The sequence below is a fragment of the Peribacillus simplex genome (genome assembly GCF_030123325.1).
Lineage (GTDB): Bacteria > Bacillota > Bacilli > Bacillales > DSM-1321 > Peribacillus > Peribacillus simplex_D.
The window spans coordinates 3,559,525-3,577,811 of the sequence record NZ_CP126106.1; the positions used below are offsets into that span (position 1 = coordinate 3,559,525).

Below are 18,287 nucleotides of genomic sequence, written 5' to 3' on the forward strand. Positions count from 1 at the left end.
TCCGCCTCTTCATCTGTACAGGTTATATCTATGAAGCAGCAAGACTTTCCGAATTGCCAAGTAACTATAAGATTTCCGCTACGTCATTATTCAGATCATGATTATCTGCTATTTGAAAAAAGTGCTGATTTTCCCATGCAAAAAGATACACGAAATGTGTATCACGGATAGTTCCCAGAAGTCCTTAATCACATAAAAAGTCGCCAAGTTGCAGCGAATACTGCCCATTTTTGATTAATTCTGTCAGTCTCATCCAGATTAACATCCACTTAAAAATATCTAATGTGATGCAAGCTGCCCTTACTTTTTTCTAATTTTCCCAACCATTAATAATAACAATGGCAGAATAAAACAAATCGTTAAGGATAATGGTGTCCAAGCTGTGGCCATAAAGTTTTGATAATGTACTAAATCGGGATGCGAAAAAATGGTCAATGTGAGAATTAGAAAAGCTAATGGGAATAGAAGAATTTTGTAATTTTTTAATCCTAGCAATTGAGCTAATCCTAAGGCGAGGCCATAAAAGCAAATGGTCAATTTAAAATACTCTGTAAAAACCCAAATGAAAGCCACAATGACCTCGACCCTTTCAAAAAAATCACCAATGCTTATCTTCATGCCCAGTTTATAAGAAGGATAGTTTAATCTTGCTGTATTAGCGGCACCCAATACAAGGATACTGTAAATGATCACTAACAATAAAACGCCGCCACCTAATAAAGTCCCTAAATAAAAGCTTTTCTTCATTTCAGCCTTTTCTTTTACATATGGCGTGAGCATTAAAAAGAAAACAAGCTGAACATAAGGCAGTGCTAAAGAGTGATATGCTCCATTCATTATTGGTTTCATGCCTTCTTCAAACATAGGTTGCATATTTTCGATCTTGATATCCGGGATAAGAAATACGAATAATATGAAAAGCAGCAGTACAAGCCAAGGAAAAAAGATTAATGCAGTTCGGCAAATGACTTCCAGTCCTAGCCTTGCACCAAATAAGCTTGTTAATATAAATAAGATCATTATCATTTCCATAGGTGTCTCACCCAGAACCTGTGTCGAAAAGAAGTTCCCAATTTCACTTAGTAACGCAGAAGAAAGATAATAAATATAAAGCAGGAATAGCAATGCCGAGATTTTCCCGATCAATTTGCCAAATATTTTTTCATTAACTTCTATATAGGTCATGGATGGGTAAAGCGAGGCGAGCCGGGTATATAAGAAAACGAAACATAAACCGATGAGAGTAGCTATGATATAGGCAATCCAGCCATCCTGTTTTGCTAATGAGACAAGTACGGAAGGTAAAGTAAGTATCGCTCCTCCTATGGTGAATATAATGACCAATATAAGAAATTCACCAGAGCTGATTTTTCCTTTTTCGAGCATGATCGATACCTCCCTAGGATAAAATACGATCCATGAAATGAGCGAGTGGACTATATATTTTCGTTATCCAGTCTATAGGAGTGGGAATGGTAATATCCTTGATTATCAAAATACTCAACGTCATGCCAACTAAAAGCAATAAAATGAAAATGACAATTTCCTTCCAGCATTTCTTTTTAATAAGAGGAGGTATTTCGAAAAATGAAATAATAGCTCCAGTACACACTGTTCCAATAATTGCCCACATTGTTCTTTACTCCTCGATTTCTTTTTGAAAGGATTCTGATATTGTTCCTAAATTACGAATCTTTGCTTTAACGGTTACATTCACGTCCAAATTTGCGAATTCCTGTTCCCAATTTCCTTCTAAACGTTTCCATGCTTTAGGATCAGTTCTATGGATTTCATCACCAAAACCGAAGATGTCACTTTGATACTTCTCTTGAAGCGTTTTTATCGACCCTTCTATCTTATCTTTAATATCTTTTGCGTATTTTTTATTCAATTCTTCGATTTTTTCTGGTTTAGTTAAATCGATTGTGCATTCTACTTCACCTATACTCCCTTCTGACGTGACATTTATATCAATTTTGGGATTTCCTTTTTCCATTTTCCCCTTGATTTTCGTTTTTGAACTAGTCGTGTTGACCGTAATTTGGTCACCTTCACATGGAATATTTACCGCAGTGGACTTAACATGATCTGTTATGTAACTAACACCTTTACTGTCGTTCCTGTTTAACCAGCCGACAAGTTTATCCTTCTTGAATACTCCAAGATAATCCAATCGCAATCCGGATTTCGGGGAGATATTTTGTGCATTCGTAACATTGCTTCCTGATTCGGGATCACCATAAACGTAAATCCCCGTTAGCATGGCCTGTCTGCCTTTACTGACGATACTGCTGACCAGCTCATCCAAAGTGACCGTCCTTGTCGGTGCCCACCTTCTCTCTGAATTTTCCAAGGAGTCAAAAACCTTATTTGCCGGTATTTTCTCAAGTGCCGTTTGCACATTAAGCGTATCATAAGCAGTTGAACCTTTAGCAACAGTCATATAGAAATCGGAACGCAACTCCTTTAGCCTGGAAAGGAAATCCAGAGGCTTCGCTATTCCTTCCCTAGCCATTTCCTCACCAAAGACAACTTCACGAAGATGTGCTACGTATAACCTCCTTGGTACATCAGTTGATAGGCTTCTAAGTGCTTCAAAAATGGTTTTTCCACTCTTCCTGAATGTTACAACTTCCGTGCGACCAGACCTGGCATCACCTGCCAGCTCACTCGGATTTAGAACTTGGACGGTTACCAGATACCCAGCTTCTGTCTTATCAATTCCCATGGCAGTAACGATGGCAAGTTCATTCAATTCAATGCTGCTCCAACAACCGGATAAACAAATTATAGGTAACATTAGAAATACGATTAACATTTTTTTCATCGTGAACCCTCATCATCTCATCATTTTATCTTGGTGTTATTCAGGTGGTTTCGGAGCACTGACATCTCCTCTGTCTGTATCATTTTTATTGATCAAGCGAGGCCGCTTTAATAACGACCAATGCGGCAATCGAATGATATTGTCTTTTTGATCTTGTAAAATGAATGGTGCATTTGGAGCTAGATATGGCAAACCAAAAGATCGTAAGCTATTTAAATGCAGGACCATCACGATCAGCCCCAAAATGATCCCGTATAATCCAAATGTAGCGGCAAGGATCATAAACAAGAACCGAAGCATCCGAAAAGCCATGGCCATGCTATTGGATGGGAACACAAAGCTGCAGATGGCTGTTAAGGACACGATGATGACCATTGTTGCTGAAACGAACCCTGCTTCGACAGCAGCCTGCCCAATAACTAATGCACCTACGATGGAAATGGATGAACCGATAGCCCTAGGCATCCTCACACCTGCCTCACGCAAGATTTCAAACACTATCTCCATCATCATCGCCTCTACAAAAGCTGGAAAAGGAACACCCTCACGTTGTGAGGCTAGACTTATGAGTAAAGGAGTAGGAAGCATTTCTTGATGAAAGGTTGAGACAGCTACATAAAGTGACGGTGTAAGCAAAGCAAGGAAAAAAGATAAATACCGTAATATTCGTATTAATGTGGCAATGTCTGCCCGTTGATAATAATCTTCACTGGACTGGAAAAAATGCACCATCAATGCTGGAACGATAAGGACAAACGGCGTACCGTCAACAAATATCGCAATCCTTCCTTCTAATAGGGCAGCGGCTACAGCATCAGGACGTTCCGTATTATAAACGGTTGGAAATGGAGTATATACTTCATCCTGTATAAGTTCTTCAATGTAACCACTCTCAAGAATCGCATCTATTTTGATTCGATTTAACCGGCTTTGCAATTCTGAAACCGTTTTATCATTGGCAACACCTTTTAGATACATAATTGAAACGTCTGTTTGCGTTTTTTCACCAATCTGTTTTGTTTCAAGCCAAAGGTTAGGATCTTTGATTCTCCGTCTTATTAAAGCAGTATTTGTTCTCAGCGTTTCAGTGAACCCATCCTTCGGTCCTCTTACTACTGTTTGTGAAGAAGGTTCCTGAACTCCGCGATCGACCCATTCTCTTGAGCCGAGTGCTATTCCTTTTGGGGAGCCGTCCATCAATAACAACGTGTCTCCCGATAAAACATGGTTAAAAAGTTTTGGGAAATCAGTTATTTCCCCTATTCCCCCTATTGGAAGAGTATGTGATTTTATCATTTCAAAACAGTCAGCGGGATTAAAGACCGCTACGTCCAAATCAGAGTTCCGAATTTCAATCATCAAAGTGTCGAGGATGAAATCTTGAACGGATACCGAATCCGTTAATCCATCAGTGTAAACGATGCCTAATTTAATTTCCCCATTTTTACCTGCTTGAAAATCCCTTATAACTATGTCTGAACTATTTCCTAACGTTTTCTTAATATGGTCTAAATTATATTGAAGATCAGAGGATATAAGCTTTGTTTCATGATTCTTTGACTCTTTACTTCGATTTTCGGCTTGAACTGGATTTTGGTTTTGATTTTTAGTTTTACTGGAGTTTGGATTTTTGCTTTGATTTAGGTCTTCTTGTTGTTTTTTATTTTTAACTGATTGTTTTTTTTCAATTAACTTCCTCAATGGGATAGGAACTCGAGATTTCAATGCTTACCCCCTCATAACCAATAGCCTGTTAAAATTATGTTTTCACCCTGGCTGCCATTATATCCATCTAAGTAAAATTAATTGAAATTAATAAAGAGTTAAACCATTGTAGACATGATAATCTTTATTAAAATTCTACTTTTTTGTTCAATAATAAACTCATGAAGATCGATCTTTTATAATTGAAGGTTGCTGAAAGTACCTCTGATTAACCTTTCTGAACCTAGTTTTGTTGAAGATGATTAATACAGGAATGGTCGCTGCCACAATGAGAAAAACAGAAAAATGAAAAAGTCATTTAGTGGAATTCTATGAGAAAATGCATAAACCGCCAATATTCGCATAATTATTTTGTTCCATTATCATTTTCGAGAGCAAAAAACTTCGATTTTTCTGTTGAACTAAGTGGCAGAAAGTTGAATGGTTTTGGGGCATAATAACATGAAGAAGAACTCTGTAGACCTCCACAGAGTTTCAATAAGCTTATAACTAACTAATTTTTTTGGTGACAGGGCAACTTGCTTTTGAATAGGTGCAAAGAATTTCCCCTTAAACTTATTCAGATGATTGTTTGATCCCAAGTCCAACATACCCTGTTTTTTCAACCTTGTTTCATAAGTTTTGTCCAAATCCTCCCCATCCTAGAAGTGTTTAAAATTTCATTGCTGGTCCCTATATACGAAAAAAGGCTACACCCAAAAGGTGCTAGCCCATCCTAAAAAAATTGTACTTGAAATGAACAATTTATGGTGTCAAGGCGCCGAATTCAAGATTCCAATGTAATATACTCAGCTCCATGTTCTTTTGCCCAATTATGTATATAACTGAGCAGACTATATCCAAGGCCACTAGGACGATGATTTTCATCAGTAACCAAATCTTGTACAAAAACATAGCGTTCATTATATGAATCTTCACGCCAGCTAATACCTGCTAAAGCTACGATGCTTGTATCATGGTATAAAGCAAATAACTGTTTACCCTCATTACGCATATCATTTAATAATTCTAGATATTCCTCTAAAGTCAAATCAGTTCGTAACTGACTCAATATAGGATACGCCTGTAAGAATTGATGTTCTACAGTTAACTCTACTATATTTTCCACTGGTATTTTCATGCGAATATTCTCCTAACCTTTTTAAATTTAATTGCTTCGCCTTCCCTTTAATTTTCTGACATATAACCAGGGGCAAATTAAACGTCAACTAAATATTTTTCGATAATTGTGTGTTTAACAGATTCCCATTCTTTTCCTTTCTCCATAAATATTAAATATACTCACAAGAGACATTCACAAAAATAATATGCAAGAATCGTACCAGTTCACAAATCGCGAAGGAGCGCTCCAGTGGAAAGTTTAAGAAAAAGCGTGTTCTACATTCATATTGTTTTGTCCCGCTAATGCCATCACTGATTATCACTCATTTATTGTGCAGGAGTGCTACACTTTTTAAAATACAGGTTGTTTATTTTCGTTTGAATCTAGCAGTTCTAAATAATTTGGCAATGCATTGTATTTCTTTTAAAGCGATTTCGCGATATTACCAATGGAATTGGTTCTAATGAAAAATCGGAATTTTGAGGTGAATCCCAGGAAAACCGGGCCCGGATAATGAAACGGGGATGGATTGTTGAAGAAAGGCAATTAATTTCTGTGTGAATAACTTTAAAATGAATAGCCAAAAATAAGAGAGTATTAAGAAGCAAGGAATAAACAAAAGATGAATAATAATGCCTGGTAGTTTCAAAATTTCATCACATCAATTGATGATTTTAATCCTTTTGTATTCGGTAGGAAAGGTTATTTTACATACTCCTTCTCCTTTAGCTGGTTTTGCCAAGCAGGATGCGTGGCTTGCTGCATTACTTGGGACAGGAATCGCATTAATTTTTGTATGGTTTTACATCAGGGTTGGAAATTTATATCCTGATCTCACTTTAGATCAAATAAATGAAAAGGTTTTCGGTAAGTTAGTCGGAAAGATGATCAATCTCACATTTTTTTCTGGTCTTTTTCCACTGCAGCCGAGACTACTTATTATGTGGGGAATTTCATTGAAACCTTTTGGATGCCGGATACCCCCCTTATCGCATTAAATATATTGTTAGCTGCAGTAGTGATCTTTACAGTACGCCTTGGTATCGAAACTTTTACACGCACGTTGGAAATATTCTTCATACCCGTATTAATATTACTGATTATTTTTTTGGTTTCCATCATTCCTCAAGCAAATATCCAACATATTCAGCCAGTATTTGAAAATGGCGCCAAACCTGTTATACGAGGGACACTTTTTTTCCTCAGTGTATTTACACTGTCTCCTGTTATGTTTTTGATGATTTTCCCTTCAAAAGTCAATGAAAGAAAAAAAGGGGGAAAAGCTTTTTATATCGGCACATTGATCGGAGGAATCATTTTAATTCTGGTTATCATGCTGGATATCTTGGTTCTTGGCCCCGATACCACAGCACGAAATATCGCTCCAAGTTACACGATGGCAAAAAAAATAAATGTAGGGAATTTCCTGATGCGGATTGAAGCCATTATTGCTACGATTTGGATCTTTACAACCTATACCAGGACGGTGATGTATTTTTATGTATCGGTTGTTGTATTTTCAAACATATTCAATATAAAGGATTATCGTCCATTTACTACAGCTTTAGGGATGATAATGGTTTTTTATTCACTGATTGTTTTTCCGACGGTCCCATCAGCCGGGGAATTCAATAAAAATATATGGTTATTCCATGCATCGATTTTTGGTCTGGTCATGCCTTTATTATTGTTTATCACGGTTACATTTGAAAACATCATTAAAAAGCACCATGGTTGCCAACAATGATAACACTGATGTGAGTTGGAGGATTTAAAAAAGGACATCATAAAAATACCCCCAAAATTCAATTTGCCGGGTTGCATCTGGCTGAATTGGATATGATCGTAATGAATATTTACGAATGAGGTGAGTATATTGAAACATAAAATAATCATTATTTTTAGTCTGGTTTTTATAGCATTCATGACTGGTTTATTCATCTTTTACCTCATAAAAGATGATTCATCGCGATGGATGGTAGCTCTAGGGGGAATATTGGTAAGTGCCTTGCCTCTATCATTACTATTTGTAAAAAATAACCCCTTTAACATTCCAATCATAATCGGTTATTATGTTTTTATTTTCTGTACGACATTTTTAGGATCTATCGCAAATTTTTATGTTGATTTTAAATGGTGGGACTCTGGCATTCACTTTTACAAAGGTATCTTCGTAGGTTTTGTTGGGATTGCTCTTTATAAACTATACATCCCTCAAAAAGCGAGAAAAGATGTTTCAAGGTGGGTCATCTTTCTTTTTGTTCTCTCACTTTCAGTCACTGCCACTGTTCTTTGGGAAATATATGAGTTCGCAGGTGATCTCACTTTTACTCATACCATGCAGCGAGGCGGTAATAAAGACACCATGTACGATATAATTTTCGGTCTTACCGGCGGATTGCTTATTTCCATTTATTCTAGTGTACAAAAATTAAAATTATGATGATTTGTTGAGGTAATCTTATGAATCGTAAACTAGTTATTTCATTAAGTTTAGTGTATGTACTTTTCATGGCAGCCTTATCCATTTTTTTCTATTCTGCCGATGAAACTTTCAAATCCCTGGTTGCGATAGGCGGTGTAGTATGCGGGGCCATTCCCCTTTTACTGGCCCTATTTACCAAACTTCAATTCAACCTGCCCATTATCATTTCCTATTTAATCTTCTTATTCGGTTCACAATTTTTAGGTTCTATTTTAGGTTGGTATGGACTCGGGTGGTGGGACACATTATTACATTTACTAAGCGGTTCCCTTCTTGCTTTTACGGGAATTGCTTTATATGAACGATTGGTATACAGAAATGCAGGCAAAGAGATATCCCCTTGGTTTGTCTTTTTGTTTACCCTCTCTTTCGCAGCACTTGGGGGTGTCATATGGGAGATCTACGAATTCAGTTCTGATCAATTATTCGGAATGACACTACAAGGAGGGGGAAATAAAGATACAATGATAGATTTAATCGCGGATACTATTGGAGGACTTATCATTGCAGTGTGGGCTGGAGTGCGGACAAAGAATAAGTTAAAGAAAACATGAAAAATCGTTCCAGTTGATTTCAGAAATCCGCTCCATTTCCGCTGACTGTCTGCCAAGACTCCTCGCCGTAAGCATCTAGCGGGATCACGGCTAGCCGGTTATTTGGCAGGAGTGCCGCAAATTTTTTCAATCTAATGAAGTTTCATCCCATATAAAACGAAAAGGGTTCGGGATAAGACCATTCCTAACACCCTTTTGTCGACAAACAGAAACGACCATCTTATCGATGGTCGTTTTCATGTTCATTTAAAAATGATGGAAATTATTTTTTCCGTCGTCATCGCACTATCTACCACATACGTTCCAGGTCGTAATCCGTTGGCCTTGCCTTTCTTCTCAACTGCGTCAGAGAAATCATTGGCATTTTTAATGACTTTTGCCTTTTGTAGGGTTTTACCCACATCGATGCTCGTCGAGCCTTTAGACACTCTAAGAACTGTACGGTATATGATTTTTTCTGTTGGTTCTTTTACCGTTTCTTTTTCCGCTTCCGCTTTTTCTTTAACCGACTGTGCTTCAGCAATCTGATCTTCCCATTCTTGTTCGGTATGTATGACATACCCGTCTGAAGCCAGAGACTCTTTCATTTCATCTTCTGAAAGTTTCTCCGATGTGCCGGTCGCTTCACCTGGACCAAAGAAGTACACTGCACCGCATAAGCCTGCTGCAACAACAATGCCCCCGGCAAAGCTGCGCATTGATTTAGATGTCATTGGCCACATTTCTCCTTTCATTCTTCGTTTGTATGTAAGGAGTAAGCATGCGTTCTATTTCATCTTCCGGCTGTTTTGTCTTCAGTGCAATGCTTTCAAATGAATAGCCTCGCTTATGTAGGTCAAGCACTTCACGCAACAAAATCCGTTTTTCGGAAGACATTGCTAGAATGCCTGCCTCTTGCACCGTAATTTCAGCATCTATCTCGATGTTCCTAATTTTTTCCTGTAACACATTCATTTCATCTCCAAAAGTGATAGCAACCTGTTCCAATTGACTGTCCACTTTTACAGAATCCTTTTTAATAAACGATAAAATGAACAGTAATACTGCTGCAGCAAACAAAATGATCAGAGCCCATTCCATCATTCTATGTCCCTCCTTAATCTTTGAATCTAATATCTCGCTTTCTAATTATATATTGATTTGTTCCAAAACTCGATTTAAAAGAACAAAATACCACAATAGTCACGTATTTATGACAAAAAAAGGCGCAGGGTGGCCATCCATAACTATCAATGATGAAAAAACGAAAAAAATCACTTCCATTTGAGGACCATTTTACCATAATCCATTCATCATTTATACCATTGTGTGTATATTAAGGCAAATGATCTTTATTCACCTCCCTCATACTGAAAGAACGCTGTCCATCTGGATTAGTTCAACACAAATAAATTGCCCATTCCATTCATCACCTACATCACTTCGTTTACTTTTCCTTAAAAAAGTCAATGGGATATATTAAATGACAAACACGATTCCAAACGATAAGATATATATTATCAGGTTCCTTTTCCTGTTTCATTGAATAGGTACAATTTTTTTTGGTGCCATATACTTATTGGGTTCATGCAAGATAATAAGGAGGAAACAATGAATATCAAAATAAATAATATACCTGGCTTCATTCAAGCCGAAATCGAACAACTTCAATCAAAACTGTCCCCCTTGTTGAAGAAAAATATGAAATACGGTTTTTTTTCGACGGTGTTGATAGGCTTTTCCATCATTAATCTATTTTTTCTTTTATTTAAGAACGAATCCATACCCATCTCGAAAATCGCACTTGGAATCTATGCATTGGTGGGAGCTGTAGGATTTGCCCTATTAAAAGAAAACAAACACAACAAAAGAGAAATAGTGATAATGAGTCAAAAATTCATGTTGGAAAGAATCAAAAATAGCAGCTATTTAACAGATGCCAGAAAAAGTAACTACTTTAGAAGAGTTAATGAGCATCCGCTTACTGCCATGAATGTTTTTTTTGAGTTTCTTGCTGAAGAACAACAATGGAAGAACAAATCCTCTCACCCGGAATAAATAAAAGGCAGTTCAATTTTATCGGTCGTTCAAATAGGCAAAAAAGTCATCACAAATAAAACAACATAACCAGTATGCTCCGGTAAACTACCGAATCATACTGGTTGTTTGCTTAAGTGCTATTAAATTTACATATTATCTATAACGTTTCTTTTTTAAGTGCATTCCAATTGGCAGCTAGTTAGTTCTGGAGGTTATTATCAATAAGTTCATGGAAATAAACTGCAGCATGTTCAGTTGGAGAGAAGATACCATTTGTAAATGCCTCGGAACTTAATCCTTTTTGCAATTTTTCCACCAGTTCAAAATCTTCCTGCCGTACTTGATCAACAAATTTAAAATATTCTTCTTTTTCTATGGTTGTTTTTTCATCGAGGGAGTAATCACGATAAATACCTAACGACGTCTCAGCATCAACAGGAATTACTTGAATGGTATTCACATTCCCGTCTCCTGGATAAACGTTAATCATCATATTTGGCCAAACCCAATAAAAACGTGCTTGGTCACCCTCACCATTCTTGCTTACGGTCATATATTGATAGGTGAATTTGTCGTGTGTCGTTGTGCAAAAGTTTGATAAATCAAAAGATTTTGCAAAGCCAGGATGAGCAATGGAACAATGATCACATTCAAGGTAATTGTCAACAACAGCTTTCCAGTTAGCTTTAACTACACGGCGGGTTTCCCTAACTAGTTTCAGTGAATCAAAGAAGGGATACTCTTTCATTTCCTCTAAAAATTCCTGATATGCTTTTGCCATGGAAGGTGCATTTTTGTCTAGATTGACAAAAATCATGGCATTCTGAACTTCTAAGCGTATGGATTTCATACAGCTGTGTATGCCCAATTCATTCGTTTTAAAATTAGGAGCTCTATTTACACTTCCATCTAATTTGAACGTCCATCCATGGTATCCGCATTGTAAAATTTTTCTATTTCCTTTATCGGAGTTTTCTACTTTCATTCCGCGATGAGGGCAAATATTGTAAAATGCTCGCAGTTCACCATCAGGACCGTGCGAAACGATAATGGGCTCTCCAGCGATATCCAATGTCATGAAATCCCCCACTTTTTCAACTTGGCTTGCATGCCCTGCCAATATCCAACTCTTTCTAAAGATTTTTTTTCTTTCTTCATTGAATACCTCTGGATCGACATACCGTGAATATGGGAGTGTAGGGCTGAACTGTACATTTTCTTTAGTGGACATATTGAAGATCCCTCCTGAATTATGATCTAATTTAAAGGCTGTTTTCGCATACTTTGTTGCTATTTACCAAGTAAAGCGGTGTGGTTGATTTCCCCTCCAGATGCTCGCTTTCCGCGGGGCGGGCGGTGAGCCTCCTCGGCGTAAACGCCTGTGGGGTCTCACCTGTCCCGCTGCTCCCGCAGGAGTCTCGCACTTGTGCTCCAATCAACCTGAAATCGTTTCGTTTTAAAAACAACAATCTTTACGCAAAGAGCCAATTTAAAAGTTTAAAAAACGCTTGGTACAATTTGTTCTTATACCCGATCCATATAGACTGTCTTGACTTCTGTATAAAATTCAACGGCACTCTTCCCTTGTTCACGGCTGCCTGCACTTGAATTTTTACATCCGCCAAATGGCATTTGCGGCTCAGTTCCTGCTGTTTCCGAATTGACATGGACAAGACCCACTTCGACATCTTCAATAAACCTTTGAGCCGCCGTTAAATTATTCGTGCAAATTGCTGCGCTCAATCCATATTCGGTATCATTCGCCATCTTAACTGCTTCCTCATAATTTCCTGCCTTAAACAGTGCGATGACTGGTCCAAAGATTTCTTCACGTGCAATGCGGGCATGCTGGGCAACATTTTCAAAGATAGCCGGTCGTACATAATAACCGTTCGCCAATTCCTCATCGGTCGGAACCTCTCCTCCACACAATAACGTTGCTTCTGCTTTCCCAGCATCAATCATTTCAAGCACGCCATCGCGTTGTGATCTAGATACAGCGGGACCGATAAATGTTTCTTCGTTGAGCGGGTTACCCACTTTTAATTCTTTCGTACGGGCGACAAGACGGTCCCGGAATGCTTCATATATTCCTTCTTCGACAATCACCCTGCTGGTGGCTGTGCATTTTTGCCCAGTGGACTTAAAGGCTCCGCCTACAGCAATTTCCACTGCTTTTTCTAGATCGGCATCAGCTAATACGACGAGCGGGTTTTTCCCTCCCATTTCCACTTGCACTTTCTTCCCATGTTCAATGGCTTGTTTTTGGATTTGCTGACCTACTTGATTCGAACCAGTAAAAGATATAGCCTTCACATCAGGATGCTCCACTAATGCAGCACCAATGACGGACCCCCTTCCGAATACACAATTAATGACTCCGGCCGGAATTCCCGCTTCATCAAAGGCTTTTATCACATGATAGACCGACTTAGGTGTAAGATCAGCCGGTTTAATCACGACCGTATTCCCGTAAATCAGGGCAGGCGCCAATTTCCACACAGGGATGGCAATTGGAAAGTTCCATGGTGTAATCAACCCCACCGGTCCGAGAGGGGTACGGGTAGTGTATAAAAATGTATTGGCATTCGCTGAAGGAATTACTTCCCCGAGTGGCTGCCGGGCTTCAGCAGCATAATATTCAAGAATGCTGGCAGCTCGATTGGCTTCCCCCATCCCTTCCAGAAATGTTTTTCCTTCTTCCTTTATCAAATCCCGACCCACTTCCTGCATATTCTTTTTCAAAATTTCAGCTGCTTTCTGCAAGTATGAAGCCCTTTGCTGAAACGATAGTTTTTTCCAAGCAGGAAATGAATTTTTTGCGGCAGCCACTGCATCATGTAAATCAGCCGCCGAGCTAGATGGAAATTCTCCTAAATTCTCTCCATTATGGGGACTAAGGTTTTCCTTGTACTCCCCTGTAGTTGGTTCTTGCCATTTTCCGTTAATATAATTTAAGTAACGCATAATATTTCCTCCGTATTCTATTTTTCTACTTTTCAATCATAGTTTTTCTTATAACCGGAACTTCTAAATGGATCCTTCAACGATCCCTGCATCTCGAACGATTTCTTTTGTCGGACATATTAAGAATAATCCCTATTGGACAAAGTCATTGGGCGGTTCATTCGATAATGCCGGCACCTCTATTTTCCTTCTCGTATATCTAAAATAGTAAAATATATAGCTAGCAACGACGAAACCTAAACCCCAATACAACGAAGTTCGCTGTGTCGGATCATATGCGGTGAACACAAAAATGCCTAGACACATAAGTATGCAGAGAATCGGGACAAATGGGAAAAATGGTACTCTAAACTTCAGATCTTCAACCTTTCCGCCTGCTCTGATATACTGTTTACGGAATCTATACTGTGCGAACGCAATCGCTATCCAAGTAAGCACCCCTCCTACCCCGCTTATGGAAAGTAGCACAACAAATAACGTTTCTTCCGCTACTACACTAGTAAGTAGCGACAGCAAGGCAAAGACCATGGTGACGAGTAAGGCATTAAAAGGTACACCGCGCCGATTGAGCTTTCCAAATGCAGAATGCGCCATACCATTTTGGGAAAGGGAGAAAAGGATTCTGGTACAGGCAAACAGTCCCGTGTTCCCAACAGAGAGTACCGCAGTCAATATTACAAAATTCATAATGTCAGCTGCATAAGGAATGCCTACCATTTCAAACACGGTAACAAATGGGCTTTCCAGTACTCCGACTTCTTGCCAAGGAACGATAGCCGATAGAACAAAGATTGCCAGTACATAGAAAAGCAGCACACGTATTACGATGTTTCTAATCGCTCTCGGAATGCTATGTTGCGGGTTTTCCGTCTCTCCTGCTGCAACACCCATGATTTCCGATCCCTGGAATGCATATACGACTGTCATCATCGAAATAAACACACCCGTGAAACCTGTAGGGAATAGTCCATCACCTATAAAATTGGAAAAGAACGGGGCAGGTTGTGCATCCTCCATTTGAATCCATCCAAACATCGCTGCCGCACCGATAATTATGAATAGAATAACGGCAAGTACTTTAATTCCGGAGAACCAATATTCTGTCTCTGCGAAACTTCTCGTTGTTAATGCATTTATAGAGAATAAAAGTACCGTAAATATCACACACCATATCCATACTGGTATATCGGGAAACCATCTAGTCATGAGCAAACCGGCCGCTACGAATTCCAAGCCTACATACAGAGCCCAGCTCAGCCAGTAAATCCAGCCAATGACAAAACCAGTGGCAGGTCCAATGAATTTCGTTGCATGGACCTGAAAGGAACCGGACACAGGCATCACTACCGATAATTCACCAAGACAAATCATCGCCAAGTACATTAACAAACCACCGACTAAATAGGCAACAATCGCTCCTAAGGGTCCAGCTTCACCGATTGCATATCCTGATCCCAGGAAAAGACCTGTTCCAATTATCCCACCTAAGGAGAGCATGAATAAATGTCTACTCTTCATTGAGCGCTGTAATTCTTTTGGTTGATTTTCATGTTCTGCTTGCATGAATTCCCCCCCGTTTCTAATCGATAAACTGCCTAAACACTTTTTTGATTAACAAAAGTTAACGAGAGTTCCCCGATAACGCTTCTGAAGGCTCTGCAAATTCCGGCAAGTCGCTGATTGTCGGTTTAAATATTTCATAAGCTACTTCTCTTTGATATTTATTTTGGTTTTTAGCTTGTGTAAACAAGTGATACGTATTTTTCCTGCATAGTTTTTCAATATCATCAACGACAGCTTGTGGATTTGGTTTAACTAGTCCGAAAATAACCGCATCATAAAATCTTATCGCCCCCAGGTTGGCAACGAAATCATTGACAACATCAATTCCTCTTTGTTTTATGATTTCGTCTCCCTCAGAAGAAAGGGGAATGTTTGCCGCCTCCACAATCAAGCTCGCTTTTACGCTTTTAGCATTAGATATGTGGATGACATCCTCCAGTGCGGACGGAATTAAAATGTCGCACTCTATGTCGAGCCATTCCGTGTTCGGTCTTACGTCATAATGCGGTTCAAAAAAGGCTTTATCCATTTCTCCGTACATATTCTTATGATCAATGAGCTTTTGGACATCTAATCCTGCTTCACACGTTACCAAAAGAGCTGCATCGGAAATTCCCACGACTTTATAACCTAACTGGGACATTTTCAATGCACAGCTTGCCCCTACACAGCCGAATCCTTGAATGACAACTCTCGCTCCACCTTTTCCGCTTTTAAATTTCCACGCCTCATCTGCGGAAAATGCCACACCATAGCCTGTTACGACATCGTTTATAAACAGCCCATCGATTTTTGTCGTCAACAATTCATCGAAGTCTTTTATCCCTTGCAGAACATTCGGATTCTGCTTCATTGATTTCGTTAGTGGGATATCAATACCAAATTCATTAAATATTTTGAGCACATCTTCATATTTGGTACCTAAATCACTGCCTAAAGATACCCCTATATCTATATATGGCATCATCGCAATCAGAAATCTTCTTAACACCGCATATGCGTCTGGCGCCTTATAATCATAGGCAATGCCCGCTTTACAACCGCCAGTCGTCTCAGACTCACAGGCAACATACTTATAAGCCATGGCCTCGGCCAGCCTTTCGACCTCTTCTCTTGTAACCGTTGGGTGCATTCTTGTACCGCCGCCTGTGTAGCCTTTTACAAAGTTATGGACGACCAGCCAGCCTTTAGCATCCGTTTCCGTATCATTCCATTCCACAACTAAATATGGTTTTAACAACTATGAAACCTCCCTTGAATATCCTACTTTTATTGGTTCCTGCTATCATCCAATGCAAACAATACCAAAGCAGTCATGCCGGGAATTAATTGTTTGACACTAGCTTTTCGTGTACTTCCTTCTTGTCTTGGCCTACAGATAAGATCTTTGGATTGACTGCAACCTCGATTACAGCCGGCAGCCCAGAAGCAATCGCCCTTTGCAGCGCTGGCGCAAAATCACTATTTTTTTCAACCTTTTCACCATGTGCTCCAAATAAGCGGGCCAATTCGGCAAAATCAGGATTAGACAAGTCAGTTCCAACGACCCGATTTGGAAAATGCCTTTCTTGATGTACACGAATTGTCCCGTAAATATTGTTGTTGACAACAATTGATATGGTCGGAATTTTATACCGTACAGCGGTTTCAATCTCTTGGAGAGTCATCATAAAGCCGCCATCTCCAGAAATTGATACAACATGTTTGTGAGGCTGCGCCAGCTTTGCCCCAATAGCAGCGGGCAGTCCGTATCCCATCGCACCCGACGTCGGCCCTACGTATGTGTTTTCTTGTTCGAAACGGTAATATCTAGATAGCCATCCGAAAAAGTTGCCAGCATCATTTGTAATGATGGTATCCTTCGGCAGACAGACGGCAAGATCATGCATCAATCCGTCCATATCCACGAAGTCTTCTGTGTAGTCGGCTTTTGTTTCAGAAAATTCCATATATTTTTCATGCAATTCTTTCAAATGATCTTCGCTTGAAATAATAGATCCTGGTTCTGGCGCTTGCAGTGCTTGTTCCAGGAAGCTCTTGGCATCCGCTTCAATGGCAAGAGAAGGTGCATATACTTTACCAAAAATATCGGGACAAATATCCACATGGATCAGCTTTGAATTTTTAGAAAGCAAGGTGTAATCTTGTGTTCCCACTTGAGAGAATCGTGTCCCCAATGCCAAAACTACATCTGCATCGCGGATTGCATCAAGTAAATATTGTGGTGTCCCAAACCCAAGCCATCCCGCATAGCAAGGATGTGAGTTCGGAAACGCGTCAAATCGCCGGAAAGCTGTAATGACAGGAAGTTTCATTGCCTCCACAAACTGTACAAGCAACCTGTTGGCCTTAGCATGAATCACACCTCCACCAGCAATCAATACGGGACGCTCCGCGTTTCGTATCATATCCATCGCCTGCTTCACAACTTCCATATGCGGGTGAGGAGGAAGCGAGCGATAAGAAGGATTTATGTTCAACTCTGCCTCATCTTCTAACATGTCATGCGGCAAAGCCACCAATACAGGGCCCGGACGCCCCGATCGCGCAATATGGAATGCCCGTTGCAATAATTCCGGGATCCTTTCCACACGATCGATCTCTACCGTCCATTTACATAAATGACTGAAAAAACCCGTCAAATTCACTTCCTGGAATGCTTCCTTTTCTTTAAAAGGGCGTTCGACTTGGCCAATAAGCGCAACCAAAGGGGTTGAGTCTTGGGCGGCAGTATGAATGCCGATAGCTAAGTTTGTAGCACCCACTCCACGCGTTGCCATACAAACCCCCACCTCTCCCGAAGCCTTGGCATACCCTTCCGCCATAAAAGAGGCTCCCCCTTCATGCCTGGCGGAAATAAGTTCTATTTCAGGATGTTGATATAGTGCATCCATTACACTTAGATAACTTTCACCTGGTACACAAAAAGTTTTTTTTACCCCTTCTTTAGCCATTACTTCTACGACTGCTCTTCCTCCACTGACTTTCATAATCAAGCCTCCCGCTTTCAAGTACGTGTTATTGTCCTAGTAATTTATGATTATA

17 protein-coding genes are annotated in these 18,287 nt (G+C 39.5%); 5 read left to right on the forward strand and 12 right to left on the reverse strand.

What is annotated here, in order from left to right; all coding sequences use genetic code 11:
• Positions 1 to 300: 300 nt before the first annotated feature.
• From QNH43_RS16745 to QNH43_RS16765, 5 genes are all read right to left on the reverse strand, one after another.
• A complete protein-coding gene (locus tag QNH43_RS16745; protein WP_283914998.1) occupies positions 301 to 1,386 on the reverse strand; it encodes a GerAB/ArcD/ProY family transporter in 1,086 nt (361 codons plus the stop codon).
• A gap of 13 nt (positions 1,387 to 1,399) precedes the next feature.
• The gene (locus QNH43_RS16750) at positions 1,400 to 1,633 is read right to left on the reverse strand and encodes a hypothetical protein (protein ID WP_053535516.1); all 234 of its coding nucleotides are present in this window, start codon (positions 1,631 to 1,633) and stop codon (positions 1,400 to 1,402) included.
• Positions 1,634 to 1,639: 6 nt separating this feature from the next.
• Positions 1,640 to 2,827, reverse strand: coding sequence for a Ger(x)C family spore germination protein (locus QNH43_RS16755; RefSeq protein WP_283914999.1), 1,188 nt, complete (start codon positions 2,825 to 2,827; stop codon positions 1,640 to 1,642).
• Positions 2,828 to 2,863: 36 nt separating this feature from the next.
• Positions 2,864 to 4,552 (reverse strand): spore germination protein, encoded by a 1,689-nt coding sequence (locus QNH43_RS16760; RefSeq protein WP_434060125.1) that lies wholly within the window; start codon positions 4,550 to 4,552, stop codon positions 2,864 to 2,866.
• 766 nt (positions 4,553 to 5,318) lie between these two features.
• Positions 5,319 to 5,672: a GNAT family N-acetyltransferase gene (locus QNH43_RS16765; protein ID WP_283915000.1), complete on the reverse strand. Its 354-nt coding sequence runs from the start codon at positions 5,670 to 5,672 to the stop codon at positions 5,319 to 5,321.
• A gap of 650 nt (positions 5,673 to 6,322) precedes the next feature.
• Between QNH43_RS16765 and QNH43_RS27850 the strand changes: the two genes are divergently transcribed.
• From QNH43_RS27850 to QNH43_RS16780, 4 genes are all read left to right on the forward strand, one after another.
• A complete protein-coding gene (locus tag QNH43_RS27850) occupies positions 6,323 to 6,652 on the forward strand; it encodes a GerAB/ArcD/ProY family transporter (RefSeq protein WP_434060204.1) in 330 nt (109 codons plus the stop codon).
• Entirely contained in the window at positions 6,598 to 7,401 is an 804-nt protein-coding gene (locus QNH43_RS16770; protein ID WP_434060126.1) for a GerAB/ArcD/ProY family transporter, read from the forward strand. The genes QNH43_RS27850 and QNH43_RS16770 overlap by 55 nt, the downstream gene beginning before the upstream one ends.
• Positions 7,402 to 7,521: 120 nt before the next feature.
• Positions 7,522 to 8,097, forward strand: coding sequence for a DUF2238 domain-containing protein (locus tag QNH43_RS16775; RefSeq protein WP_283915001.1), 576 nt, complete (start codon positions 7,522 to 7,524; stop codon positions 8,095 to 8,097).
• Positions 8,098 to 8,117: 20 nt separating this feature from the next.
• Positions 8,118 to 8,693 carry a DUF2238 domain-containing protein gene (locus tag QNH43_RS16780; RefSeq protein ID WP_283915002.1) on the forward strand — a complete coding sequence of 192 codons (576 nt, stop codon included), beginning with the start codon at positions 8,118 to 8,120 and terminating at the stop codon, positions 8,691 to 8,693.
• A 242-nt stretch (positions 8,694 to 8,935) separates the two neighbouring features.
• Here QNH43_RS16780 and QNH43_RS16785 read toward each other — a convergent pair whose 3' ends face one another.
• Together QNH43_RS16785 and QNH43_RS16790 are read right to left on the reverse strand one after the other, a co-directional pair.
• On the reverse strand, positions 8,936 to 9,406 hold the full coding sequence (locus QNH43_RS16785; protein WP_283915003.1) for a hypothetical protein: 471 nt from the start codon (positions 9,404 to 9,406) through the stop codon (positions 8,936 to 8,938).
• Positions 9,396 to 9,776: a hypothetical protein gene (locus QNH43_RS16790; protein WP_260320738.1), complete on the reverse strand. Its 381-nt coding sequence runs from the start codon at positions 9,774 to 9,776 to the stop codon at positions 9,396 to 9,398. The genes QNH43_RS16785 and QNH43_RS16790 overlap by 11 nt, the downstream gene beginning before the upstream one ends.
• A gap of 507 nt (positions 9,777 to 10,283) precedes the next feature.
• Here QNH43_RS16790 and QNH43_RS16795 point away from each other — a divergent pair.
• Entirely contained in the window at positions 10,284 to 10,730 is a 447-nt protein-coding gene (locus tag QNH43_RS16795) for a DUF5392 family protein (protein WP_283915004.1), read from the forward strand.
• A gap of 181 nt (positions 10,731 to 10,911) precedes the next feature.
• On the opposite strand, the gene QNH43_RS16800 is transcribed toward QNH43_RS16795, so the two are convergent.
• The 5 genes from QNH43_RS16800 to QNH43_RS16820 form a co-directional block, all read right to left on the reverse strand.
• Complete coding sequence (locus tag QNH43_RS16800; RefSeq protein ID WP_283915005.1) at positions 10,912 to 11,943, reverse strand: aromatic ring-hydroxylating oxygenase subunit alpha; 1,032 nt, start codon at positions 11,941 to 11,943, stop codon at positions 10,912 to 10,914.
• A 293-nt stretch (positions 11,944 to 12,236) separates the two neighbouring features.
• Positions 12,237 to 13,679 carry an aldehyde dehydrogenase family protein gene (locus QNH43_RS16805; protein ID WP_283915006.1) on the reverse strand — a complete coding sequence of 481 codons (1,443 nt, stop codon included), beginning with the start codon at positions 13,677 to 13,679 and terminating at the stop codon, positions 12,237 to 12,239.
• Positions 13,680 to 13,811: 132 nt separating this feature from the next.
• Positions 13,812 to 15,242 carry an amino acid permease gene (locus tag QNH43_RS16810; protein ID WP_076365810.1) on the reverse strand — a complete coding sequence of 477 codons (1,431 nt, stop codon included), beginning with the start codon at positions 15,240 to 15,242 and terminating at the stop codon, positions 13,812 to 13,814.
• 58 nt (positions 15,243 to 15,300) lie between these two features.
• On the reverse strand, positions 15,301 to 16,482 hold the full coding sequence (locus QNH43_RS16815; RefSeq protein ID WP_076365808.1) for a Glu/Leu/Phe/Val family dehydrogenase: 1,182 nt from the start codon (positions 16,480 to 16,482) through the stop codon (positions 15,301 to 15,303).
• An 85-nt stretch (positions 16,483 to 16,567) separates the two neighbouring features.
• A complete protein-coding gene (locus QNH43_RS16820; RefSeq protein WP_283915007.1) occupies positions 16,568 to 18,232 on the reverse strand; it encodes a thiamine pyrophosphate-dependent enzyme in 1,665 nt (554 codons plus the stop codon).
• Positions 18,233 to 18,287 lie beyond the last annotated feature (55 nt).